Here is a 24,935-nt window from a genome sequence, read left to right as displayed (position 1 = left end):
GAACGTTTTATGCTTGATGGCTTGTCATTTTCCGCTTTACCTATTCTCACGTTTTGTTTTGGCGCTGTCAGTGCCTTTGGACTCGGTTATGGCCTACACCGACGTGTCGTTGCGCAATACCAGCAATGGTATGAAACGCAATATGCGCAGCAACAAGCCAGTGCTGACATGCAACACCAACAACTGCAGCAGCAGCTTGATCAGCAACAGCACGAGTTAGATAGCTTAGATGTCGAGCGCGATCGTCTGACGCAAGAGTTACGCCAGTATTATGGAAAGTTGACGTCGGCGAGCGAGAAACTGCGCCAATTGGAACAATTACGCCAAGACAATCATGCACTGTCAGATAAACTCGATACGGTACGTGAGGAAAAGTCTGAACTGTTGGCAGAGTTGCGAGAAGTCAAAGCCAGCGCGGAGCAGCAGTTAAACGCGGCGAAGGAAAAACACGCACTGCTAGAAAACGCGGAGGAGCGATTACGCACCCAGTTTGAGCAACTTGCCAATCAAGTATTTGAGCAAAAAGTCCACTCGGTCGATGAGCAAAATAAAATGAGCTTAGAAAGCCTGCTTGGACCGCTTAAATCGCAGTTGGAAGGATTTAAGAAGCAGGTGACCGATAGCTTTGGCGAGCAAGCCAAAGAGCGCCATACCTTGATTCATGAAATCAAAAATCTACAACAATTAAACGCGGACATGACCCGTGAGGCCCATAACCTGACTCAGGCGCTAAAAGGCGATAATAAGCAACAAGGTAATTGGGGCGAAGTGGTCCTCGCGCGCATTTTAGAAGAGTCTGGCTTGCGAGAGGGGCGTGAGTACCAAACCCAAGTCAGCTTTGAAAATGAACAGGGCAAGCGCTATCAGCCGGATGTGGTGGTTAAGTTGCCACAAGAAAAAGATGTCGTCGTTGATGCCAAAATGGCCTTGGTCGCGTATGAACGCTATTACAACGCTGAGACACTGGCCGAACAAGATGCCGCGCTTAAAGAGCACGTCCAGGCAATTCGTCAGCATATTCGTGGTTTGGGTCGCAAAGATTATCATCAACTCCATGGAGTACGCTCACTGGATTACGTACTGATGTTTATTCCTGTTGAGCCGGCTTTTCAGGTCGCGGTTGAGGCGGATGCCAGCCTGATTCGGGACGCCATGGACAACAACATCATGCTGGTGAGCCCGACCACCTTGTTAGTGGCTCTCAGAACAATCAATAATTTATGGCGCTATGAATATCAAAATCAAAACGCCAAACAAATCGCCGAGAAGGCCAGCAAGCTTTATGACAAGGTGCGACTTTTTGTTAGCGATATGGAAGGGCTGGGCAGCGCGCTAGGTAAAGCCAGTGACAGTTATCAAGGAGCGATGAACAAACTTAGCCAAGGGCGCGGCAATATCTTGCGCCAAGCGGAGAGCTTTAAAGCCCTAGGTGTCGAGGTTAAACGCGATATAAGTCCGGCGCTGGCCAGTGTGGCCACGGAACCTGGACCGGGAGAGTCGGTCAATGTCATGCAGACGGACCCAGGCACCACCACGCAAGAATGAGAATAAACTGGGTTGCGCGCTTGGAGTCAGGATGGGCGATAAAGTAAACTGGAGCCAATATGTTAGGGGAATACAATGACAGAGAAAAATTCGCACCAGGACCAAGAAACGATTGATTTTGGCTACCAGAAAGTCAAACGCCAAGAAAAAGAAAGCCTCGTGGCTGATGTATTTCATTCGGTCGCTGCTAAATACGATCTGATGAATGATGTGATGTCGATGGGCATTCATCGGGTATGGAAGCGCTTCACCATTGACTGTAGTGGTGTACGCCCCGGACAAAAAGTGTTGGATTTAGCCGGCGGCACCGGTGATCTGACCGCCAAGTTTTCTCGCATCGTCGGTGAGCAAGGTGAGGTGGTACTCGCGGATATCAATAACTCGATGCTGAAAGTGGGTCGCGATAAGTTGCGCGATAAGGGTATTGTTGGCAACGTGAGCTATGTGCAGGCGAATGCCGAGCAGCTACCTTTTCCTGACGATCACTTTGACTGTATTACCATCGCGTTTGGGCTTCGTAATGTCACCGATAAAGATGCGGCGCTGCGCTCGATGTTTCGTGTACTCAAACCGGGAGGGCGCCTTCTGGTCCTAGAGTTTTCTAAACCGGTGGCGAAGCCGTTATCGAAAGTATACGACGCCTATTCGTTCCACATTTTACCTAAGATGGGGCAGCTCATTGTCAATGACCCAGATAGCTATCGTTATCTTGCTGAATCAATTCGTATGCACCCTGATCAAGAAACCTTGAAAGGCATGATGGAACAAGCCGGCTTTGAACAAGCCAGCTATTATAATCTCACCGGTGGCATTGTCGCGCTGCACCGTGGGTATAAATTCTAAGGAGCCGGTATGGCGTTTGACTCACTCGTGTGTGCAGGACTCGAGACCGCCTTAAATGGCGTGATTAATAAAGATGCAGATAGCCAGCGCCGTTTAGCGCGACTAAAAGGGCGCAGTATTGGCGTCACGCTGCAAGAATATAATCGACAGTGGGTCTTTGTTTTTGGCCAGCAGATCGTTGTACTGAGCCATTACGAGGGAGAGCTTGATTGTGCACTATCCCTCTCGCTTTCTGCGTTGCCGCAATTGCAGCAAAAAGCCAATCTTACTGCGTTAATAAAAGCCGATAAGCTGACACTTGATGGTGATATGGACGTGGCCCAGCAGTTTTCTCAATTGTTGAGCGGCATTCAGTTTGATGTCGCCGAATGGTTATCGCCTTATACCGGAGATGTGGTTGCCCATACCCTCGTCACTCAGGCACAGCAGCGTTGGCAGCAATTACAACAACTGGCTCAGCGTCAGCAGCGCTATGCTGGGGAAGTGATCACCGAAGAGTGGCGCTTGGCGCCGGGGCCGTTAGAAGTGGCGGCATACAGTGATCAAGTGGATGAATTGCGCAGTGACGCGGCGCGGTTGGAAGCCAAGGTTAAGCAGTTAGTAGAACGGATGGAGTCCGCATGACACTCAGTGAGATTCGTCGCCTGTATTTTATTATTCGTACTTTGTTATTGTACGGTGTTGATGCCCTACTACCCAGGCAACCGCTGACTCGACTCGCCCATCTTGGGCGTAAATCGCTGTTTTGGCTTAAAAACCAACACCCAGACAAGCCTGTGGGTGAGCGCTTGCGTTTAGCGATGCAAAGTTTGGGGCCGGTATGGGTAAAGCTCGGGCAAATGATGTCGACCCGCCGCGATCTTTTTCCTGCTCATATCGCCAATGAACTCGCCCAGTTGCAAGATAAAGTCGCACCCTTTGATGGCCACAAAGCAAAAACGCAAATTGAAGCGTCACTGGGTGGGCCTCTGGAAACTTGGTTCAGTGATTTTGAGCCCAACCCATTAGCCTCTGCATCCATCGCACAAGTCCACACCGCGACATTAAAAGAAAATGGCCGTGAAGTGGTGATTAAGGTGATCCGTCCCGATATCTTGCCGGTTATTCAGGCCGACTTGCGTCTGATGTATCGCGTGGCACGGCTGGTGGCGCGTTTTCTCCCTGATGCACGTCGCTTAAAGCCGGTAGAAGTGATTCGCGAATATGAAAAAACCTTGCTTGATGAACTGGATTTAATGCGCGAAGCGGCGAATACCATTCAATTGCGTCGCAACTTTGAAAACGATCAAGCCTTGTATGTGCCCGAAGTGTTTAGTGACTATTGCCGCAAAGACGTGATGGTGTCTGAGCGCATTTACGGTATTCAAGTGTCAGATATCGACGCGCTTGAGGCGAACGGTACAGATATGAAGCTGCTCGCCGAGCGGGGGGTTGAAGTCTTTTTCACCCAGGTCTTCCGCGATAGTTTTTTCCATGCGGACATGCACCCAGGCAACGTATTTGTGTCGTATGAACACCCGCACGACCCGCAGTGGATTGGGCTTGATTGCGGTATTGTTGGTACGTTAAACCGCGATGATAAACGCTATCTAGCGGAAAACTTTATTGCCTTCTTTAACCGTGATTATCGCAAGGTCGCTGAGCTTCATGTCGATTCAGGTTGGGTGCCGCATGACACCAATGTCGACGATTTCGAATTTGCTATTCGTACCGTATGCGAGCCGATTTTCGAAAAGCCGCTGTGTGAAATTTCGTTCGGTAATGTGTTATTAAACCTCTTCAACACCGCGCGCCGCTTTAATATGGAAGTGCAGCCACAGCTGGTCTTACTGCAAAAAACATTGCTCTATATTGAAGGGCTTGGACGTCAGCTTTATCCGCAACTTGATTTGTGGACCACAGCAAAGCCGTTTTTAGAGTCGTGGATGAAACAGCAAGTCGGACCGCAAGCGGTATGGGCGGCGGTCAAAGAGAAGGCACCGTTTTGGGCCGAAAAGCTGCCAGAAATCCCCGAGCTAATCTACGATGGCCTCCGCCAGGGGCGGCAAGTCAATCAGCGGTTAGACACCTACTATCAAAGCTATTTACAGACCAAACAGCGCCACTCGCGCGCCACATATCTACTGGGTATTGGTGCCACCTTACTACTGACTGCGACTATCTTGTATGCCAACCGGATCGATACACTACCGAGTGTTGCGACAGCGGGGGCGGTCGTTTTCTGGTTGTGTGGCTGGCGACTTTGTAATAAAACCTGTAACAAATAGCAGTTACACTGCTGCGCACATAACATTAACCAAGCGGAATAAAGGGAACCGGTATGGGTGGAATTAGTATTTGGCAGCTGCTGATCATTGCAGTCATCGTGGTGTTATTGTTTGGCACCAAGAAGTTACGCAATATGGGTGGTGATTTGGGCTCTGCGGTAAAAGGGTTCAAAAAAGCGATGCATGATGACGAGGGTAAGCGCGCTGATCAAGATGCTGACTTCGAGCCAACGTCGCTTAATGCGCGTGCTGAACCGTCGAAAAGCGAAAAAACGCAAAAAGACAAAGAGCAGGTATAAGCCGTGTTTGATATTGGTTTCTGGGAGCTGGTACTGATTGCCGTCATTGGCCTTGTGGTGCTTGGCCCAGAGCGGCTGCCCATTGCGATACGTAATGTGTCACGTTGGGTGGGCGCGGCCAAGCGTATGGCAGGTTCGGTCCGTGACGAGCTCGAGCAAGAGCTCAAGATCAAAGAGTTGCAAGATAATTTGCACAAAGCCGAGCAAGCAGGGATGAAAAATCTCTCCCCTGAACTGCAAGAGTCGGTGGAGACGCTGCGACAGCGAGCCGCCGATGTGCAGCATCCTTATGCGTCTTCGTCAACATCAACCTCTGCAGCGCATGATACCGAGAGTGCGGACACGGCCACCAGTCCCTCGTCCACCTCGTCGACCGATAAGTGATAACGAGCGACGCCTTATGTCTCTGATGAAAAAACCACTATGTCTTCTGTAAACGATTCTCAGCCACTCATCAGTCATCTGATGGAGCTCCGTAACCGCCTGCTTCGCGCCATCGTTGCCATCTTAGTGGTCTTTGCCGGGTTAGTGTATTTTGCCAACGACATTTATAGCTTGGTCGCTCAGCCACTGATTGACAAGCTGCCTGAAGGGGCGAGCATGATTGCCACCGATGTGGCGTCGCCCTTTTTCACCCCCATCAAACTGACGCTGGTTATCTCGGTATTTGTTGCCATCCCCGTGGTGCTTTATCAAATTTGGGCCTTTGTTGCCCCTGGCCTGTATAAGCATGAGCAGCGCTTGGTGATGCCGCTTTTGGTATCGAGCTCGTTGTTGTTTTACGCGGGCGTGGCGTTTGCCTACTGGGTGGTATTGCCCTTGGTGTTTGGCTTTTTTACCTCGATTGCGCCAGAAGGGGTACAGGTGGCAACGGATATTGCCAGTTATCTCGATTTCATTTTGGCTTTATTTCTAGCATTTGGTATTGCTTTTGAAATCCCTATTGCGATTATACTGCTGGTCTGGACGGGCGCGACAACCGCGAAAAGCTTGACCAGCAAGCGTCCGTATGTCGTGGTGGCGGCCTTTGTCGTTGGCATGATGTTGACCCCGCCCGATATGATTTCGCAAACCTTGCTCGCCATTCCTATGTGTTTGCTGTTCGAGCTGGGTGTGTTGCTGTCACGTTTTTATGTCCCGCGCGACGCATCGGCATCTGAAGAGGCCAATGAATGATTGATATTGGTGTCAATCTCACCAGCTCACGATTTGATAAAGACAGAGACGAGGTTGTTGCTCATGCGCAGCAAGCCGGCGTCTCTGGGATGATTTTTACCGGCACCAACGTTGAAGAAAGCCAAGCAGCGGCGGATTTAGCGGCGCGGTACCCTGGCTACGCCTATGCCACTGCCGGGGTGCATCCGCACGATGCCAAATCTGTCGATCCAGCCAATTTAACCATGATTCGGCAACTGGCGCAGCGCGCCGAGGTGGTGGCGATAGGGGAATGTGGCCTCGACTTTAACCGTGACTTTTCGCCGCGCCCGCAACAAGAAGCGGTCTTTGAGGCGCAACTCGCATTAGCCGCTGAGCAGTCAATGCCGGTATTTATGCATTGTCGAGAGGCTCATGACCGTTGGCTGGCGATATTGCGTCCTTGGTTAGACAAGTTGCCGGCGGCGGTACTGCACTGTTTTACCGGTGAGGATCAGGCACTGCGAGATTGCTTGGATGCCGGGTTATACATAGGTGTCACCGGTTGGCTCTGCGACGAACGGCGCGGACAGCAGCTTCAGCAACAGGTAAGCTGGCTGCCCGATGATCGCTTGATGATTGAAACGGATGCCCCGTATTTGCAGCCGCGCGATCTGCGCCCGCGGCCCAAACGTAGCCGTAATGAGCCCAAGTACTTACCGCATATTGCACAGGCGGTGGCGCAACTTCGCCAACAGCCTGTTGAACAGATTATTGATTGTACAATAAAAAATACCCAGCGCTGTTTCTCGATACAGTGAGGGGTGCATAACGATAGCGAGGCAGTACGCTGCCCCAAAGCCCAGGTCTGCAACATTAAGGAGGATACCGTGGCCGTATCCATTCAAAGCGCCTTTCCTGCACGACGCCTGCGTCGTACACGCAAAACTGATTTTAGCCGCCGCTTGGTGGCAGAACATACACTCTCTGCCAATGATTTAATTTATCCGGTCTTCGTCCTGATGGGCAAAAACCGTCGCGAGCCAGTGGCTTCAATGCCAGGTATTGAACGACTGTCTATCGACTTGCTGTTACATGAAGCGGACTACCTTGCCAAATTGGGAGTGCCCGCGATCGCCCTGTTTCCGGTGATCCCCAAAGATGCTAAAACGCTCTGTGCATCGGAAGCCTTTAACCCGGAAGGGTTAGTGCCTCGTGCTGTGCGCCTGCTCAAAGAGCATGTGCCACAAATGGGCGTGATTACTGATGTGGCGCTTGACCCTTATACCATTCATGGTCAAGACGGTATTATCGACGACGACGGCTATGTGATGAATGAGCCAACCACTGAGGTACTGATCAAGCAAGCCCTGTCTCATGCCGAAGCTGGTGTCGATATTGTCGCCCCGTCGGATATGATGGACGGGCGAATTGGACGTATTCGCGAAGCGTTGGAAGCAAACGGCTATATTAATACCCAAATCATGGCATATTCAGCCAAGTATGCTTCCAACTACTACGGGCCTTTCCGTGATGCACTTGGTTCAGCCGCTAACCTTAAAGGCGGTAACAAAGCCAACTACCAAATGGATCCGGCCAATAGTGACGAAGCCCTCCATGAGGTTGCAATGGACATTGCTGAAGGTGCCGATACCGTGATGGTGAAGCCTGGAATGCCGTATTTGGACGTGGTGCGCCGAGTGAAAAGTGAGCTCAATGTGCCAACGTTTGCCTACCAAGTGTCTGGTGAGTATGCCATGCATAAAGTAGCGTTTGATAACGGTTGGCTGAAAGAGCGGGAAACGGTAATGGAATCACTTCTGTGCTTTAAGCGAGCGGGTGCGGATGGCATTTTAACCTACTTTGCCAAGCAAGTTGCCGAGTGGTTAGCCGAAGACGCGGGCGCGCCATTACCACCGCGGCCGGAAGATACCGTCGGCTAAATGACCACACAGTGTCTCTACGCCCTTGCCATTGGCAGGGGCGTTTTTTTAGTAAGGGCATGAATTACCCCACAAAATTCAAGGGATAACATTGCGGTTAATCGGGTTCTGTAGTGAGATCAGTGTCTCTGTCGATTGGACCTCATCGATGGCCTGCAGTTTATCAATCAATACAAACTGTAACTCCTCGATAGAGCGACACATCAGCTTCACGAAGATGTTATAGGCCCCTGTCGTATAGTAAGCTTCGACTACCTCATCGAGTTGGTTCAGCTTTTCTAGCGCGGAGTGGTAATCGCGCGCCGCTTTCAGATTGATACCAATAAAGCAGCATACGTCATAGCCTAGCTTTTTAGTATTTACCAATATCTCGGTGCCTTCGATAATGCCAGCGGCTTTCATCTTTTCGACACGAACGTGCACGGTGGCAGGGCTGACATTAAATCGCTTTGCCATTTCTGCGTAAGGAACGCGTGCATCATCCAGTAAGGTAGAAAGAATTCGACGATCAAGGTCATCCAGTTTCGGCAATTCGTTCATTGTTTTCGTCTTTTTGTTATAGCGAGGTCTTGTTTTTCGTTAACACGATTGCTTGACCGTTCGGTTAACACCTAATGTAGGGTATCGCGTTGTTTAGTGCGATACCAATCAACCAACAGGAAGTAGATGTGGGGATCAAATACCTTTTAGGCGGTTTACTGTTCTGGGTAGCATTGAGTGTCAGCGCCGCACAAAAAAACGTGCTGGTGGTGCATTCCTATCATCCCAACTTCTTTTGGAACCAAGCTCTGGTCGAAGGACTCGATACTGCCACCGCGGGAGAAGACATTGCGTTTCAACATACTTATCTAGAAATTAAACGTTATCAGTCAGAGGCGTATCGAGAGCAACTCAAAAAACTCTATATCCAAAAGCTCGGGAACCATCAATTCGATGCGATCTTAACCACGGATAATGCCGCACTTTGGTTAATCCATCAGTTGCATGAATATGTTGGTGAAACGCCAGTTGTTTACGCGGGCCTGAATAACTTTGGTCGCCAGCATTATCCGTTGCTCCCTAAGCTAACCGGCGTCAAAGAGGAAGTGGATCTACCGCGCAACTTGGCGTTAATGAAGCGGTTGCACCCTGGTTTAGAGCGCGTTTATGTGTTGCTCGATAATACCTTCTCGAGTCGTCAATACTGGAATGTCGTGCAAGCGCAACTGGCCAGAAACGGTGATTCTGGCATCGACGTCGTGCGCCTTTCTAGTCTCACCTTTTCGGGACTACGCGATAGAATTCAAGCCATGCATGACGGTGAGGCGGTGTTTTATCTTTCCTATTTTAGGGATAGCAACGGACAATTTCTCGATAAACTCAGTGGTATCCGAACGCTCACTCACAATACGCCCGTGCCCATCTATGGTGCCATGAGTTTTATGCTCGGTCAGGGTGTGGTCGGCGGCGTGGTGATAGATGGTAAAAATCAAGGCTACCATCAAGGGAAGCTCCTTCTTAAGACCCTGAGTGGTCAGCTACCCGCCGAACGTGATGGGACCAATATCACCATGTTTGATTACCCGGCACTCAAGCGCTGGCAGTTAGATATTAGCGCGTTTGATGATGTGACGATCACCAATCAACCCGAACCAATATGGCAAACTCATCCGGTGGCTGTGCAAGCGGTCGCCTTGGCTGTTTTGGTACTGGGCAGCGTGATTGTCATGCTAGCCGCGAATATTCGTCAGCTTCGACGCAGTGAGGCATCGTTGATGCGTCACCGGGCGATGCTCAAAGGGGTGTTTGATCAAAGTAATCAACTGATCGCGTTGTTGGATCAAAATGGCATCGTCGTTTCAGGCAACACCAGCTTTTATCAGCTGATCACCGACAGGCAGGCGTATGAAGAGCGTCCTTTATGGCTGTGGCCAATTTGGCGTAATCCGGCAAGTTTGGAGCAACACCTAAAACAGATTGGAACCACCCAGCCAAAGCGGTTTGAATTATGTTTAAGCGAAGCCCACCGTGAAGTGATCTTGGACGTGGCAGTGAAAAGCTTTCCCGGTGAACGAGGCCAGCCACGCGTATTACTTGAAGCGCGAGATGTCACCCAACGCAAACAAACTGAAGAGAAGCTACAGCGCAGCGAAATTGAATATCGCATGCTCTATGAGCAACAACCCGTTATTTTGTTAACGGTGGACTACCAGGCGCGCATCCAGTCACTGAACCAATACGCCGCAGATTTATTCGGCCATGAAAAATCGTGCTTACTGGGCCATAAAATCACTGAGCTGTATGTGAGCGACCAGGCGCCACCCCATCGGATGATTAAACGGGATCAGCATAACCAAGAGCAAGTCTGGCGCCGTGAGATTCCGTATCGAGCCGGCAATGGACACACCTTATGGGTTCGAGAAACCATCCGCGCTATGCACAATCAAACCCAGCTAATGGTCGTGGGTGAAGATATTACCGCGCACCGAGAAATGGAAAACCAGCTGACCTATCAAGCGCATCATGACTATTTGACCGGTCTTTACAACCGTAGCTACTTTGAACAAAAACTGGCCGCGGCATTATTACAAGCTCGAGAAGATGGTGAGTGCCATGCGATGTTCTACATCGATATGGACCAGTTTAAATTAATTAATGATACCGCGGGCCATGAAGCGGGGGATGAGGCGTTAAAACAAGTGGCTCAGATTATCCGTCAGCACTTGCCGGAAGGGGCGGTACTCTCACGCTTAGGTGGTGATGAGTTTGGCGTTATCGCGTATCATCACGCCGCGGAGCAGTCAGTGAACTGGGGAAGATCTTTGCTGGCGGTGCTTGCTGACAGTGAGTTCTTCTGGCATGGCAGCCGGATGCGCTTAGCGTGCTCGTTGGGGATACGTCTGCTTGACCGTACCGCGGGTTCGCCTCAACAAGTTCATGCCCAAGCAGACACAGCGTGTTATGCCGCTAAAGATGAAGGCCGCAATCGACTCCACATTTATCACCCCGATGATGAAGAGCTGCAACGCCGAGAGCAAGAAATGGCTTATGTCAGCCATATTCATGAGGCGATCGCGCATGACCGCTTTGACATCTATGCACAACAAATTGTGGATATCCAATCAGATGAGCAAGACACGCTCTACATTGAAGCACTGGTCAGAATGCGCGACACCAAAGGCGGTTGGTTACCTCCTAGTATGTTTATTCCTGCCGCCGAACGCTACAGCATGGCGCATCAACTGGATACGGTGGTGGTAACCAAAACGCTTGCCTGGTTTGATGCGAATCCCGAGCAAATTGCGAAGTTGGGCAAGGTATCGATTAATCTATCGGGCCGGTCGATTACCCAAAGCGCGTTCGTTGCTTTTCTCCTTGATGCCATTAAACAGACCCAGGTTCCCAGCGAGTGCCTCTGCCTGGAGATCACGGAAACCGCAGCGATCAGTAATATGAGCAGTGCGATCGATCTGTTTTCTCAGCTTAAAGCACTGGGCTGTACCATCGCCTTAGACGATTTTGGTGCCGGCATTTCTTCGTTTGGCTATCTGAAGCGTTTACCGGTCGATATTATAAAAATTGACGGACAGTTTATCCGCGATATTGAGACTGATGAAACCGACTATGCCATGGTGAAAGCCATTCATGATTTAGCTAAGCAAATGGGAAAACAAACCGTGGCTGAATTTGTTGAAAACGCAGCTATCTTGGACAGAGTCAAAGCGCTTGGCATCGACTATGCCCAAGGTTATCACTTTAGTATCCCGGCGCCGTTGAGCGATCAGGTAAAAAAGTGGCGTCCCAGTCGTGAGACAGTGAAGGAAAAAAACCATCTCTGATATAATCGGACCAGCCCCAGCTGTGGAGATCCGATGTGCAACTCAGTTTGATTTGTGACGCTCTTGAAAAAGACGAAGAATTTGAAAGGCTAAAGTCGAAGTGGTCACTCACTCACGATCCTGATTCATCGTTTGCCCTGGTAATGACACAAACGCATCTTGAACTACGCAAGCGCGATGAACCTAAATTAGGGGCAGTGTTTGTTGACTTTGTGAGCGGTGCGGTCGCCCACCGTCGTAAATTTGGCGGGGGGAAAGGACAAGCGATAGCGAAAGCGGTTGGGCTCAATAAGGGGATCACCCCGCGCGTACTCGATGCCACCGCTGGACTGGGGCGCGATGCGTTCGTATTGGCGTCTTTAGGCTGCTCCGTGCAAATGATAGAAAGGCACCCGGTTGTTGCCGCCTTGCTTGATGATGGCTTACAGCGAGCCTATCAGGACCCCGATATTGGTGCATGGATGCAATCACGGATGACGTTATTGCATGCCAATAGTGAGCAAGCACTGACTGACATGGCAAACATGCCAGGTTTGGTGCGACCGGATGTGATTTACCTTGATCCCATGTATCCCCACAAGAAAAAAGCCGCCTTGGTGAAAAAAGAGATGCGCGTTTTTCAATCTTTAGTGGGGGCAGATAGCGATGCAGATGCCTTATTGCTGCCCGCACTTCAACTGGCCCGCAGTCGCGTGGTGGTTAAGCGGCCGGATTATGCGACGCCGTTAGCGGATAGACCACCGCATTCGACCATCACCACCAAGAAAAACCGTTTTGATATGTACATTAACGCAGCGTTAGGCGCGGAGGCGTAAGTGGCCAAAGCTTTATGTAAATGGCGCCGAGGCGAGGTTGAAGCTAACCTATCCTCCTTGGCAATCATCACCACACCGCCACGCGTGGCTTGTAGTAAATGTGCGCGGGTCGCGAGTGAAAAAGGCTACGTCTGTCGTCCTATTTCGCTAGTGAGTGGTGAAGAAAAGAAAGCGAAGAAAGCGTCTGATCACGCCGCTAAAAAAGCTAAAAAAGCCAAACAAAAAGCAGCCAAGAAAGACAAAAAGGGTAAAGCGGATAAAAAGGCCAGAAAGAAGGCTAAGTCGGATAAACCCTAAATCAATATAAACAGCGGACAAGCAAAAACTCCATGGCGTACCATGGAGTCTTTCAGATTTAATCGAGGCCTTTTACCATCAATACGGTTAATAGTCCGGTGATGACTGAAACAATCAGACCGGAAACGATTAGCCAAGGCAACATATCCATCATGATTTGCACTCACTTCTGTTGTTATGATTTGGGGGAAAAGCGAGCATGATTGGACCTGAGTTTAACCACTATCTCAACAGGATAAACGCAGCTGGTTAACCTTAGTAACAGCTAGAAATAAGATGACTACAAAGCATTCAAAAAGCCCATGTGGCGCATAGGTCTATCAGTACAAAGGATCCAACATGAGTGTCAATCAAGGAAAGGCCGACCTATCGGTTTGGGATAAAGAAGAAGCGTTAAGTCGGTTAATGGACAGTCCGGCGCTTCTTGACGAAGCCTGCCGTATTTTTGTTGAAGAAAGCGAGCAACAGCTTCCGATGATGGAAAGGCAGTTAGCGGAGGCTAATTACGCCGATTTAGTCCGAGAAGCGCATAAAATGAAAGGCAGTGCCAGTAATTTGGCCGCACTAGAGCTGTATCAGAACGCGTTGACACTAGAGCAAGCGGCCAAGCAAGGAGAAGCCGATCAAGCCACGGCGGCACTGGCGAGTCTTAAAGAAGGCTTGGCCCGCTTCTGTGCGCAGTTGACAGGCTAATTGCTGTAACAAACAATGAATCCCCATAAAAAACGCCGTGTATCGACACGGCGTTTTGATATGAACCTATCTCGCGCGGCTTAGCGCATGGTAACAAATTCTTCTGACCCGGTCGGGTGAATCGCAACCACGCTATCAAAGTCTGCCTTAGTGGCGCCCATTTTCATCGCCACCGCAAAGCCTTGAATCATCTCGTCGACCGTAAAGCCGATCCCGTGCAGGCCCACCACTTTTTCTTCATCGCCAGCACACACCAGCTTCATTTTGCAGGGTTGACGGTGCTGAGTAACAGCGGTGTACATGGCCGCAAAGCTGGACGTGTAGACTTTTATATTGTCATCGCCATACTTGGCGCGTGCTTCTGGCTCACTCAAGCCAATGGTGCCGATTGGCGGGTGGCTAAATACCACGGTTGGCACCAACTCATAGTCCATTTTGGCATGCGTTTGGCCGTTAAATAGGCGCTCTGATAATAGACGTCCCGCCTTCACCGCAACAGGGGTGAGCTCAATGCCGCCATCCATGATATCGCCGACACAGTGAATATGTGGCACGCTGGTGGTTTGGTATGGGTCGACTTTGATGTAGCCATCTGCCGTGGTTTGGACATCCGTCGCACCCAGGTTGATTTTATCTGTGGTGGGATGACGGCCAATTGCCCAAATCAAGGTGTCTGTATTGTGGGTGGTGCCGTTTTCAAATGATAGCGTCAGGCTGCCATCGTTCTCTTTGGTAACGGAAACCGGAACATGCTGGGTATGAAGGGTTGGCCCCTCTTTTTCCATTACCTCGACCAAGGTATCTGTCACCATAGGATCGAATGTCCGTAGTGGACGGTCTTTACGTACAAACAAGTGGGTGTCAGAGCCGAGCGCATGTAACACGCCTGCAATCTCCACCGCGATATAGCCGGCACCGACAACAGCCACCCGCTTAGGCTGCTCGGGGAGAGCAAAGAAGCCATCAGAATCGATGCCAAGTTCAGCGCCCGGAATTGTTGGAACAGTGGGCGTGCCACCGACCGCAATTAAGAAGTTATCGGCGGTGTAATGCTCACCATCAACCTCAACCGTGTTGTTGTCGACAAAGCGCGCAAACCCACGGATGACATCGATGTTGTTTTTATCTAAAACATTGTCGTAGGCCTTATGGATGCGGCCGATATAGGCTTCACGGTTATTAACCAGTGTTGACCAGTTAAAGCCTTTCACATCCACATCAAAACCGTAGTCTGACGCGTAGAGGTTAAGCGCTTCTGCGACTTGGGCGCCATGCCACATCACTTTTTTTGGGACACACCCTACGTTGACGCAGGTGCCGCCTAGGTGTTTTGCTTCAATAAGGGCGACTTTAGCACCGTGCATCGCGGCACGGTTGGCAGAGGCAATACCGCCACTACCGCCACCGATACAGATATAGTCGAAATGCTTCGCCATGTCTTTCTCCATCTTATAGGCACAGGGTGCCACTGGCTTTTATGTCGAGGTCAGCTTGTCCTGTTTGGTGGCGCTTGTAAAGCCACCCACTCTGACCTTCTGAGTCTTAGCATACCAAACCGGCAGTGAGGCAGCAGTCTCAGAATCATTTTGTAACGCTCGCAATACAACTTGCTTGAGTCCAAAGGATTGAAAAGTCCCCCTCGAGACGGCATATACACCGTATTGTTTATATATTCCTAGGGCTCGCTTCGTGAGCACCTTATCAGCAAAAAGGAAGGCACTATGTCCAACCCGCTACTTCAATTTGAGGATTTACCTCCGTTTTCGGCGATTAAGCCTGAGCATGTTAAGCCGGCAGTGGAAGCCGCTATTGCTGACTGTCGCCAAGCTGTCGATGCCGCTGCAGGCACTGACCAAGCTAACTGGGCCACTGTTTGCGTACCGGTGACTGAGGCCGAAGATCGGCTAGGCCGGATCTGGTCACCGGTCAGCCATATGAATGCGGTGGTCAATAGCCAGCCATTGCGTGAAGCCTATGAAAGCTGCTTATCGTTATTATCTGAGTATTCAACATGGCGCGGGCAGCACAAAGGTTTGTATCAAGCATACAAAGCGATAAAAGAGAGCGCCGAATTCGAGACCCTAGAGATTGCTCAGCAAAAAGCCATCACCGATGCGCTGCAAGATTTTGAACTCTCGGGCATTGCCTTGCCGGTGGATCAGCAGCACCGATTTGGTGACATTCAAAAGCGTTTGTCTGAGCTTTCCTCTTCATTTAGCAATAATATACTTGATGCCACCATGGGGTGGACCAAGTTGATTTCTGACGAGAGTGAACTCGCAGGCTTGCCTGAGTCCGCGCGCCAGGCGGCGAAAGCGCAAGCAGAGGCAAAATCGCAGCAAGGCTATTTATTTACCCTGGATGTCCCCTCGTACCTGCCTGTGATGATGTATTGCGATAATCGTGCACTGCGTCAACAAATGTATGAAGCCTTTACCACGCGTGCTTCTGACCGCGGCCCGCAAGCGGGGCAGTGGGATAATTCCGAGCTGATGAATGAGTCGTTGCGCTTAAAATACGAACTGGCACGTTTGTTGGGCTTTAATAGCTACAGCGAACTGTCGTTGGCGACCAAGATGGCAGAAACACCAGACCAAGTGATGGGCTTTTTGAATGATTTGGTCGACAAAGCCCGCCCTCAAGGTGAACGCGAGTTTGCCGAAGTGAAGGCGTATGCCAAGCAAGAATTTGGCGTCGATACCCTTGAGCCTTGGGATATTCCGTATTACAGCGAGAAACTCAAGCAAGCGCGTTATACCATCTCCGATGAGGCACTCCGCCCTTACTTCCCTGAAGCGCGAGTGCTCAATGGTTTGTTCGAAGTGATGAAACGTGTGTTCGGTATGACGATTACCGAGCGTAAAGGAATCGACACGTGGCATGAAAGTGTGCGCTTTTATGACATTCATGACAGCCAAGGGACGCTGCGTGGCAGCTTCTATTTGGATTTATACGCGCGGGAGCATAAACGTGGTGGCGCGTGGATGGATGAATGCCGGGTGCGTCGTCGCAAAGCGAACGGTGAACTGCAAACACCGGTGGCGTACTTAACCTGTAACTTTAATCCGCCAGTGGGTGACGATCCGGCGTTGTTTACCCATGATGAAGTGGTCACCCTGTTCCACGAATTTGGTCATGGCATTCATCATATGCTGACGCAAGTCGACGTGGCTGATGTCTCCGGCATTAATGGTGTGCCTTGGGATGCGGTAGAGTTGCCGAGTCAGTTTTTGGAAAACTGGTGCTGGGAGCAAGAGGCGCTGAGCTTTATTTCGGGGCATTACCAAACCGGAGAAGCGCTTCCTGAAGACATGCTGGAAAAAATGCTCGCGGCGAAAAACTTTAACTCAGCCATGGGAATGTTGCGTCAGCTCGAGTTTAGTTTGTTTGATTTCCGTCTATTCAGCGAGTTTGATCCGGATGTGGGCCCGCGGATCATGGAAACGCTAAATGCGGTGCGTGAGCAAGTCTCAGTGGTGCCGACGCCTGAATGGAACCGCTTTCCGCATGCTTTTGGGCATATCTTTGCGGGCGGATATAGTGCAGGTTATTACAGCTATAAATGGGCTGAAGTACTCTCGAGTGATGCCTATTCGCGTTTTGAAGAGGATGGGATCTTTAACCGTGACACCGGTGAAGACTTCTTAAACCATATTCTTAGCCGCGGGGGCAGTGAAGCACCGAAAGACTTGTTTGTTCGCTTTAGAGGTCGCGAGCCAAGCCCTGAGGCGTTATTGCGCCATAGTGGGATTGCAGCGGCTTAATTGCCCGCTGAGCTGATTGACAGCGGCAAGGATGAAAAGGCTCACACCATCAAGGTGTGGGCCTTTTGTTTTGCTAAAGGTGTGTGTGCGATAGAGCGTGAGCGTCTTGAGCGTGCACGACGAGTGGCTGTCCAAGGCTTGATTGACGCAGCGCCTCTTGCTCTAGCTCCGCGCGTAACAGTGGGCTAGCGTCAAGCAGTGTGGTATCTAATGCCAAAGTGAGTGCGTCGCCCTCAGCATTGAGTCCGATCATTGGCCGAACGCGACTGTCGCGACGATGGCATAAAATCACAGCTACGCGTAGTAGTCGGAGGAGACGGTTGGCACTGGTGGTGGACAAGGCATGTTGGCCATCAATGCATACCAGTTGTTCACGGTAATAGCGTAACAAGGTGGCAACCAGTTGTTTTTGTGCACGGGTAAAGCCAGGTAAATCGAGATGAGTAATTAAATATGCAGCATGGTCGCCATCATGTTTAAAGCCAATGCTCAACCCAATTTCGTGCACGCAGGCTGCCGCATGGAGCAGGCTACCGGCTTCCGGCTCTGGAATCCATGACGCGGGACATTGATGAAGTAATTCAAGTGCGGTCGCAGCCACATTGATCCCGTGGTCCTCATCAAGCTGATAGCGGGATTGGATACTAGCTATGGTGCGCGCACGAATATCACTGTGACGCATCGCGGTCATCATTTCGTACACCAAACCTTCACGTAGCGCCCCGCCGGCGAGGGTCATGCGAGTCACCTCTAAACACTCAAAAATGGCAATCAAGATGGACAGGCCACTCGGAAAAACCAAGGCCCGCTCGAGCGTTAACCCCTCAATATCCAGTGCGTCCATTTGCCCGCAGGCAATCGCTTGATCGCGCAGTCGGTGAAGCTTTTCCAAGGTGATCACTTCATCCATCCCTTGGGTCACCATAATTTCTTGCAGCGCTTGTACCGTGCCGCTGGCGCCAACACAACAGTCCCACCCCAGCTCGCGATACTGAGCTACCAACGGGGCCAACTCTGCTTTCGCACCGGCGATCGCATTCTCAAAAGCGGCTTGGTTGAGTATGCGATTGGCAAAGTAGTCTTCTAAAAAAGTCACGCACCCCATATTAAGGCTTTGTAACAAGGTCGGTTCAAACTGCTCACCGATAATCAGCTCGGTGCTGGCCCCGCCAATATCGACGACCAAGCGTTTACCCGGACCACCTGAGGTGTGCGCCACTCCTTGATAGATGGTGCGCGCTTCTTCTTCGCCCGAGATAATCTCGATAGGGTAACCCAGTAAAGTATTTGCCTTGGCTAAAAAGGCATCAGCGTTACTGGCACGGCGCAGCGCAGCGGTCGCGACCACGCGAATATTGTCCGTGTTAAAGTCTTGCAAGCGTTCGGCGAACAGAGCCAAACAATCCCAGCCGCGTTGCATGGCTTCATCGCTGAGCTGTTGTTGGTTATCCATCCCAGCGGCGAGACGTACTTTTCGCTTTATTTTGGCAAGGGTTTGAACACTGCCGGCCACTTGGCGCACCACCAGCATATGAAAGCTGTTGGAGCCTAAATCAATCGCGGCGTACAGCGTCGGTGTTGATGTTGTATTTCCGTGACCACTCATGATGCGCTCTGACCTATGTTTCTTTTCTGTTATGCCGACTTTTGTGGACGGCGGCGCTGCCGGTTGCGGTTATTGCTGCTGCCTTTATTATTGCTACTGCCGCTCTTGTTGTTACTACGACGCTGTGTATTCGGGCGTTTAGCCATTTTCTTTGGCGGCGGCAGATCCTTCAATAGCGCGTTACGATCAAATTCGCTGACCGGAATACTGTGCTCAATGTACTCTTCAATCGCCGGTAAGTTTATCGCGTACTCTTCACAGGCAAAGCTAATTGAGCTGCCACTGGCGCCGGCTCGTCCTGTACGGCCAATGCGATGGACATAGTCTTGCGCATCATCGGGAAGATCATAGTTAAAAACGTGGGTAACCAAAGGAATATGTAATCCACGTGCTGCCACATCGGTGGCAACGAGCAGGTCCAGTTCGCCGTTAGTAAACTGCTCTAAAATTTTAACCCGCTTTTTCTGAGGGACGTCGCCAGTGAGCAGACCTACGCGATGATTATCGGCGGCTAAATGGGCCCAAATGGATTCGCAGCGATGTTTGGTATTGGCAAAGATGATGGCGCGCTCGGGCCACTCTTCTTCAATGAGGGTTTGTAGCAGCGGCATTTTTTCTTTGTTGGATGGCTGGAAAAGCTCTTCCTTAATCCGATGTCCTGTGATTTGCTCAGGCTCCACGACCACGTGTTCAGGGTTAGTCATGTGCTCAAAGGCCAGCTCTTGTACACGATAGGACAAGGTCGCCGAAAACAGCATGTTTAAGCGCTGGTTGGGGGCCGGCATACGGTTAAACAAAAAGCGAATGTCTTTGATAAAGCCCAAATCAAACATACGGTCGGCTTCATCCAGCACCACTGCCTGAATGCTGTGCAAGTCGATAATTTTCTTTTTGTGGAAGTCGATGATACGACCACAGGTGCCGATTAATATATCAACCCCTTGTTCCAACGTTTGTTGCTGTTTATCGTAACCTTCACCACCATACGCGAGACCGGCGGTGATTGAGGTATTCGCCAAAAGCGGTTCAGCATCGTTATAGATCTGAATCGCCAACTCACGCGTAGGAGCTAGTATGATGGCACGCGGTTGATTTTGTTTACGCGATGCGGGGACATCGGTCGTGAGGAGGTGATGAAACGTCGCAGCGAGGAACGCCAGGGTCTTTCCTGTCCCTGTTTGCGCCTGCCCTGCAATGTCTTGGCCGGTGAGCAGGACCGGCAATGCCAATGCCTGGATAGGAGTACATTCAGTAAACCCCTTGGCATCCAAGCCTTTAAGAACATCGGCGTGCAAGCCGAGCTCGGCAAATTTCTGCTCTGTGATATGCGTCATTTTCATCCGGATAGAATATCAGCTTAGGCTTGCAATACGGAAGCGAATCCAGTCAAATAGTCCCATAATTTACTGGTCGCAATTTAGCCAGTAACTAAAACATGTATTGGAGTAAAAGATGAGCGACAAAATTATGCAGCTAACCGACGACAGCTTTGAGGCAGACGTTCTAAAAGCTGCAGGACCTGTTTTGGTTGATTTTTGGGCAGAATGGTGTGGTCCATGTAAAATGATCGCACCGATTTTGGACGAAATCGCCGAGGAGTATGCAGGTAAAGTCACCATCGGAAAACTGAACATTGACCAGAACGCAGGTACTCCGCCTAAGTTCGGCATCCGTGGTATCCCAACACTGCTACTCTTTAAAGATGGCAGCGTGGCAGCAACTAAAGTTGGTGCTGTGTCAAAAACTCAACTGAAAGAGTTTCTTGACGCTAACCTGTAATGTTAAAGTAACCGTCGCTGCCTCACAGCGGCGGTTGTTTTTCTGTCAACTAGACGATACCCCATTTAGGTGCTACCTTATTGCACGGAATTTGTACTTCTGTTCATCTCTCGAACATGCCACTGGTCTCGACACGCTAACTAATTTCAGACCTCAACTTTGACAAACAAGACACTCACCACTATGAATCTTACCGAACTGAAGACTCAACCCGTCTCGACGCTGGTTGCGCTTGGCGAAAGCATGGGACTTGAAAACCTGGCTCGCTTGCGTAAGCAGGACATTATTTTTTCGATCCTCAAACAGCACGCAAAAAGCGGTGAAGATATTTTTGGCAATGGCGCGCTGGAAATTCTTCAAGACGGGTTTGGCTTCTTGCGCAGCGCAGACAGCTCGTATTTGGCCGGCCCTGATGATATTTATGTCTCGCCCAGCCAAATTCGGCGCTTTAACCTGCGCACAGGCGATACCATCGCGGGTAAAATTCGGCCGCCGAAAGACGGCGAGCGCTACTTCGCGCTACTAAAAGTTAACCAAGTTAACAGCGACAAGCCCGACAATGCCCGCAGTAAAATCCTTTTCGAAAACTTAACCCCATTACACGCGAGCGAGCGGATGGTGATGGAGCGCGGTAACGGCTCTACCGAAGACATCACCGCCCGTGTCCTCGACTTGGCATCGCCTATCGGTAAAGGCCAACGTGGTTTGATTGTGGCACCGCCGAAAGCGGGTAAAACCATGTTGCTGCAAAACATTGCTCAGAGCATTGCGTTTAACCACCCTGATTGCGAACTGATGGTGCTTTTGATTGACGAGCGTCCGGAAGAAGTGACCGAGATGCAGCGTCTGGTTAAAGGGGAAGTGGTTGCCTCGACCTTTGATGAGCCAGCTAACCGACACGTGCAAGTTGCCGAAATGGTGATTGAGAAGGCAAAACGTCTGGTTGAACATAAAAAAGACGTGGTGATCTTGTTGGATTCGATCACGCGTTTAGCCCGCGCTTACAACACGGTTGTGCCATCATCGGGCAAAGTGTTGACCGGTGGTGTGGATGCCAATGCTCTCCATCGTCCTAAGCGTTTCTTTGGTGCGGCGCGTAATGTGGAAGAAGGCGGGAGCCTAACCATCATTGCTACCGCGCTGGTGGATACGGGATCGAAGATGGATGAAGTGATCTACGAAGAATTTAAAGGGACAGGTAACATGGAACTGCACCTTTCGCGTAAGATTGCGGAAAAACGTGTTTTCCCTGCCATTGACTTCACCCGTTCAGGCACCCGCCGTGAAGAGCTACTTACTAAACCCGATGAACTGCAAAAGATGTGGATTTTAAGAAAGATCATGCATCCAATGGGCGAGTTTGAAGGGATGGAGTTCTTGATTGGTAAATTGGCGATGTCCAAAACCAATAATGAGTTCTTTGATGCCATGCGGCGACAAAACTCGTAACGGCTAACGCAATAGTGTTAAGCACTGCGCATTCGCAGTGCTTTTTTATTGCTCACCCAAGGCCCAGCTCGCACAATAGACGTGACCAAGGAAAGGTGGCGCCGAACGCGTGACACTGGGCATAGGATTGCAACGGATGGCAAGACGTTACTGTACGACACTGTTGGCTATAGGGCTTGGGATCATGAGCTTGTCGAGCCCGGCGGCCTTGGCGGCTAATGCGCCAGCCGCGGATGGTCAGATCGTCACCCAAACCTTTATTGAACAGGTGCTAGATAACGCGAACACGGCTAAAGCCATGCGTACCATGTCTACTCTGCTCGCGAAAGACGATGTCGCTGCGCTCAAAGCGCATATTCGTCAGCTTCCGCCGCTCACACGTGAAGCGACACTCTACCGTTTACTCTCTTCACCCTTGCCACTGAACAACGATCATTGGCGACGTTATCTGGCTGAATTGAGTCAGCAACAACCCCATTTTTTGTTACGTCACCAGCAAGACGGTTATTGGGTCACGACCCCTGCCTTCCATTACGCGGCAGCAGCACGCCAACAGTTAAACCGTTATCGGGAGCAACAACTGACCCAAGAGTTAGGCATGTTACTCAGTTATCGCCAATTGGTGATTGCTGACTGGATTAAGCCATCTCAGCCGGGTTATCGACAACGCCGTGATGCATTGGTCGCGATGATTGATGAGTATGACAGCGATGGCTTAGCCTATTTGGTCGAACAATACCTCACTGATCCCACCTTAATGTGGCTACCAGATAACGCGATTTTGGCTGCACTTGCACAAGCGACGGACCGGCCGGCACTGTATGATCGTCTTTGGCGGCGCGGTACCGATCAATACAGCCTCAATGCACTGCATGCTTTGCGTCAACGAGCTAATGATGGGTTTGCGTTGCAACAAATGATGGCCGCCGCAGATAACCCATCGCTGCGTGGCCCCGCGATTCGACAACTGGCGAATCTTTCTCCATTACCCGCGCCAGTCGCTGACTTTTTGATGTCTCAGTTATCATTACGCCAAGGGCAGCAGGTGGCACAATTATTGGTCGAAGCTGGAAAAGATGAGTGGTTAAGTGGATTAGGTGACGAGCTTGGCCCCCTTGGCCGCCAGCACATTGCATCTGCGTTGTCGTCGCGCTAATGTCGACCCTTTACCGATCCGGATACCGGTTTACTTGGTATCATAGAGGCGTCCATTAACTCATTGAGCCTGATATGAAACTTTCCGATCTGCGCGATTTTATTGATTACCTTGAGGCCCAAGGTGAGCTTAAACGCATTACGCAGCCAGTGGATCCTGACCAAGAGATCACTGAGATATGCGACCGCACCCTAAGAGCGGGCGGGCCGGCCCTTCTGTTTGAAAATCCCATCGGGTATGACATGCCGGTATTAGCGAATCTGTTTGGCACCCCTAAGCGTGTGGCGCTCGGTATGGGCCGACACGATGTGCTTGAGCTACGTGAAGTCGGCAAACTGCTGGCCTACTTAAAAGAGCCTGAGCCCCCTAAAGGGTTTCGCGATGCGCTCGACAAGCTGCCTGTGTTTCGTCAGGTGTTAAATATGCCCGCCAAGACAGTCCGTCGTCCGCGTTGCCAAGAAGTTGTGCTTAGCGGCGATGACGTTGATTTGGATAAAATCCCAGTGATGCGCTGCTGGCCGGGCGATGTGGCGCCATTGCTGACGTGGGGGCTGACCATTACGCGCGGGCCGAATAAAAAGCGCCAGAATCTTGGTATTTATCGCCAGCAAAAAATCGGCAAAAACAAAGTGATTATGCGTTGGCTCGCACACCGCGGTGGCGCACTTGATTTGCATGACTGGATGCAAACCCATCCGGGTGAACCTTTTCCTATCAGCGTTGCTTATGGCGCGGATCCGGCCACCATTCTCGGCGCCGTCACCCCCGTGCCCGATACCCTGTCTGAATATGCCTTTGCAGGGCTGTTGCGCGGCAGTAAAACCGAGGTGGCAAAGAGCATCAGTAACGATTTGGATGTGCCGGCGAGTGCCGAGATTGTGATGGAAGGGTATATCGATCCGAACGAATATGCTGACGAAGGGCCTTATGGCGATCATACTGGCTATTACAACGAAGTAGAGCGTCACCATGTATTCACTGTGACGCATCTGACCATGCGCAAAAAGCCGATTTATCACAGCACCTACACGGGGCGGCCACCGGATGAGCCTGCCGTACTGGGTGTGGCCCTGAACGAAGTGTTTGTGCCCATTTTGCAAAAGCAGTTCCCGGAAATTGTCGACTTTTATTTGCCTCCGGAGGGTTGCTCGTACCGGATGGCGGTGGTCACCATGAAAAAACAATACCCAGGGCATGCGAAACGCGTGATGATGGGCGTGTGGTCTTTCTTGCGCCAGTTTATGTACACCAAGTTTGTGATAGTGTGTGACGACGATGTGAATGCGCGTGACTGGAATGATGTTATTTGGGCAATCACCACTCGCATGGATCCCGCGCGCGACACCGTGATGGTGGAAAATACACCGATAGATTCGCTCGACTTTGCGTCGCCAGTGGTTGGCGTTGGCTCGAAAATGGGGCTCGATGCCACCAATAAATGGCAAGGAGAAACCGCTCGCGAGTGGGGCACACCGATCGCGAAAGACCCGGATGTGGTCGCACGTGTCGATGCGATATGGGACGAAT

General features: G+C 50.8%; 21 protein-coding genes and 1 pseudogene. 18 read left to right on the top strand and 4 right to left on the bottom strand.

Features of this window, described 5'->3' with window-relative positions; genetic code table 11:
* Positions 1-9 precede the first annotated feature (9 nt).
* The 9 genes from rmuC (at position 10) to hemB (ending at position 8,031) form a co-directional block, all read left to right on the top strand.
* Positions 10-1,545 (top strand): DNA recombination protein RmuC, encoded by a 1,536-nt coding sequence (rmuC, locus tag BZG75_RS05460; protein WP_077576402.1) that lies wholly within the window; start codon positions 10-12, stop codon positions 1,543-1,545.
* A 75-nt stretch (positions 1,546-1,620) separates the two neighbouring features.
* The gene (gene ubiE, locus BZG75_RS05455; RefSeq protein ID WP_077461854.1) at positions 1,621-2,388 is read left to right on the top strand and encodes a bifunctional demethylmenaquinone methyltransferase/2-methoxy-6-polyprenyl-1,4-benzoquinol methylase UbiE; all 768 of its coding nucleotides are present in this window, start codon (positions 1,621-1,623) and stop codon (positions 2,386-2,388) included.
* 9 nt (positions 2,389-2,397) lie between these two features.
* Positions 2,398-3,012, top strand: a complete 615-nt coding sequence (locus tag BZG75_RS05450) for a ubiquinone biosynthesis accessory factor UbiJ (RefSeq protein ID WP_077576401.1) — start codon at positions 2,398-2,400, stop codon at positions 3,010-3,012.
* Positions 3,009-4,655, top strand: coding sequence for a ubiquinone biosynthesis regulatory protein kinase UbiB (gene ubiB / locus BZG75_RS05445; RefSeq protein WP_021022196.1), 1,647 nt, complete (start codon positions 3,009-3,011; stop codon positions 4,653-4,655). Before BZG75_RS05450 ends, ubiB begins: the two co-directional genes overlap by 4 nt.
* A 53-nt stretch (positions 4,656-4,708) precedes the next feature.
* Positions 4,709-4,954 (top strand): Sec-independent protein translocase subunit TatA, encoded by a 246-nt coding sequence (tatA, locus tag BZG75_RS05440; RefSeq protein WP_077576400.1) that lies wholly within the window; start codon positions 4,709-4,711, stop codon positions 4,952-4,954.
* A gap of 3 nt (positions 4,955-4,957) precedes the next feature.
* Entirely contained in the window at positions 4,958-5,338 is a 381-nt protein-coding gene (tatB, locus tag BZG75_RS05435; protein ID WP_077576399.1) for a Sec-independent protein translocase protein TatB, read from the top strand.
* Between the two features lie 39 nt (positions 5,339-5,377).
* A complete protein-coding gene (gene tatC / locus BZG75_RS05430) occupies positions 5,378-6,130 on the top strand; it encodes a twin-arginine translocase subunit TatC (RefSeq protein ID WP_021022199.1) in 753 nt (250 codons plus the stop codon).
* Positions 6,127-6,909, top strand: a complete 783-nt coding sequence (locus BZG75_RS05425; protein ID WP_077576398.1) for a TatD family hydrolase — start codon at positions 6,127-6,129, stop codon at positions 6,907-6,909. The genes tatC and BZG75_RS05425 overlap by 4 nt, the downstream gene beginning before the upstream one ends.
* Positions 6,910-6,978: 69 nt before the next feature.
* Positions 6,979-8,031, top strand: coding sequence for a porphobilinogen synthase (gene hemB / locus BZG75_RS05420; RefSeq protein ID WP_021022201.1), 1,053 nt, complete (start codon positions 6,979-6,981; stop codon positions 8,029-8,031).
* A gap of 78 nt (positions 8,032-8,109) precedes the next feature.
* Here the strand turns inward: hemB and asnC are convergent, their stop codons facing one another.
* Positions 8,110-8,571, bottom strand: coding sequence for a transcriptional regulator AsnC (gene asnC / locus BZG75_RS05415; protein ID WP_021022202.1), 462 nt, complete (start codon positions 8,569-8,571; stop codon positions 8,110-8,112).
* A gap of 128 nt (positions 8,572-8,699) precedes the next feature.
* Between asnC and BZG75_RS05410 the strand changes: the two genes are divergently transcribed.
* From BZG75_RS05410 to BZG75_RS05395, 4 genes are all read left to right on the top strand, one after another.
* Complete coding sequence (locus tag BZG75_RS05410; RefSeq protein ID WP_242413579.1) at positions 8,700-11,849, top strand: bifunctional diguanylate cyclase/phosphodiesterase; 3,150 nt, start codon at positions 8,700-8,702, stop codon at positions 11,847-11,849.
* A gap of 35 nt (positions 11,850-11,884) precedes the next feature.
* Entirely contained in the window at positions 11,885-12,664 is a 780-nt protein-coding gene (locus BZG75_RS05405; RefSeq protein ID WP_077576397.1) for a class I SAM-dependent methyltransferase, read from the top strand.
* Positions 12,665-12,961 carry a hypothetical protein gene (locus BZG75_RS05400; RefSeq protein ID WP_077461860.1) on the top strand — a complete coding sequence of 99 codons (297 nt, stop codon included), beginning with the start codon at positions 12,665-12,667 and terminating at the stop codon, positions 12,959-12,961.
* Between the two features lie 339 nt (positions 12,962-13,300).
* Positions 13,301-13,654: an Hpt domain-containing protein gene (locus BZG75_RS05395; RefSeq protein WP_077576396.1), complete on the top strand. Its 354-nt coding sequence runs from the start codon at positions 13,301-13,303 to the stop codon at positions 13,652-13,654.
* 80 nt (positions 13,655-13,734) lie between these two features.
* Here the strand turns inward: BZG75_RS05395 and gorA are convergent, their stop codons facing one another.
* Positions 13,735-15,090: a glutathione-disulfide reductase gene (gene gorA / locus BZG75_RS05390; protein ID WP_021022207.1), complete on the bottom strand. Its 1,356-nt coding sequence runs from the start codon at positions 15,088-15,090 to the stop codon at positions 13,735-13,737.
* Positions 15,091-15,375: 285 nt separating this feature from the next.
* Here gorA and prlC point away from each other — a divergent pair, with 285 nt between their 5' ends.
* Positions 15,376-17,418, top strand: coding sequence for an oligopeptidase A (prlC, locus tag BZG75_RS05385; protein WP_077576395.1), 2,043 nt, complete (start codon positions 15,376-15,378; stop codon positions 17,416-17,418).
* Between the two features lie 73 nt (positions 17,419-17,491).
* On the opposite strand, the gene gppA is transcribed toward prlC, so the two are convergent.
* Both gppA and rhlB read right to left on the bottom strand, forming a co-directional pair.
* Complete coding sequence (gene gppA / locus BZG75_RS05380; RefSeq protein WP_077576394.1) at positions 17,492-19,024, bottom strand: guanosine-5'-triphosphate,3'-diphosphate diphosphatase; 1,533 nt, start codon at positions 19,022-19,024, stop codon at positions 17,492-17,494.
* Between the two features lie 29 nt (positions 19,025-19,053).
* Positions 19,054-20,364, bottom strand: a complete 1,311-nt coding sequence (gene rhlB, locus BZG75_RS05375) for an ATP-dependent RNA helicase RhlB (RefSeq protein ID WP_077461864.1) — start codon at positions 20,362-20,364, stop codon at positions 19,054-19,056.
* Positions 20,365-20,476: 112 nt separating this feature from the next.
* Between rhlB and trxA the strand changes: the two genes are divergently transcribed.
* From trxA to ubiD, 4 genes and pseudogenes are all read left to right on the top strand, one after another.
* The gene (gene trxA / locus BZG75_RS05370) at positions 20,477-20,803 is read left to right on the top strand and encodes a thioredoxin TrxA (protein WP_021022211.1); all 327 of its coding nucleotides are present in this window, start codon (positions 20,477-20,479) and stop codon (positions 20,801-20,803) included.
* 183 nt (positions 20,804-20,986) lie between these two features.
* Positions 20,987-22,252 carry a transcription termination factor Rho gene (gene rho / locus BZG75_RS05365; RefSeq protein ID WP_021022212.1) on the top strand — a complete coding sequence of 422 codons (1,266 nt, stop codon included), beginning with the start codon at positions 20,987-20,989 and terminating at the stop codon, positions 22,250-22,252.
* Between the two features lie 136 nt (positions 22,253-22,388).
* A complete protein-coding gene (locus BZG75_RS05360; RefSeq protein WP_131825132.1) occupies positions 22,389-23,408 on the top strand; it encodes a hypothetical protein in 1,020 nt (339 codons plus the stop codon).
* Positions 23,409-23,482: 74 nt separating this feature from the next.
* A pseudogene (ubiD, locus tag BZG75_RS05355) lies at positions 23,483-24,904 on the top strand (4-hydroxy-3-polyprenylbenzoate decarboxylase); the annotation flags it as partial.
* Between the last annotated feature and the right edge of the window lie 31 nt (positions 24,905-24,935).

This window comes from Salinivibrio sp. AR640 (genome assembly GCF_001995405.1).
Classification (GTDB): domain Bacteria; phylum Pseudomonadota; class Gammaproteobacteria; order Enterobacterales; family Vibrionaceae; genus Salinivibrio; species Salinivibrio costicola.
This window is presented reverse-complemented; position numbering and strand designations above follow the sequence as displayed.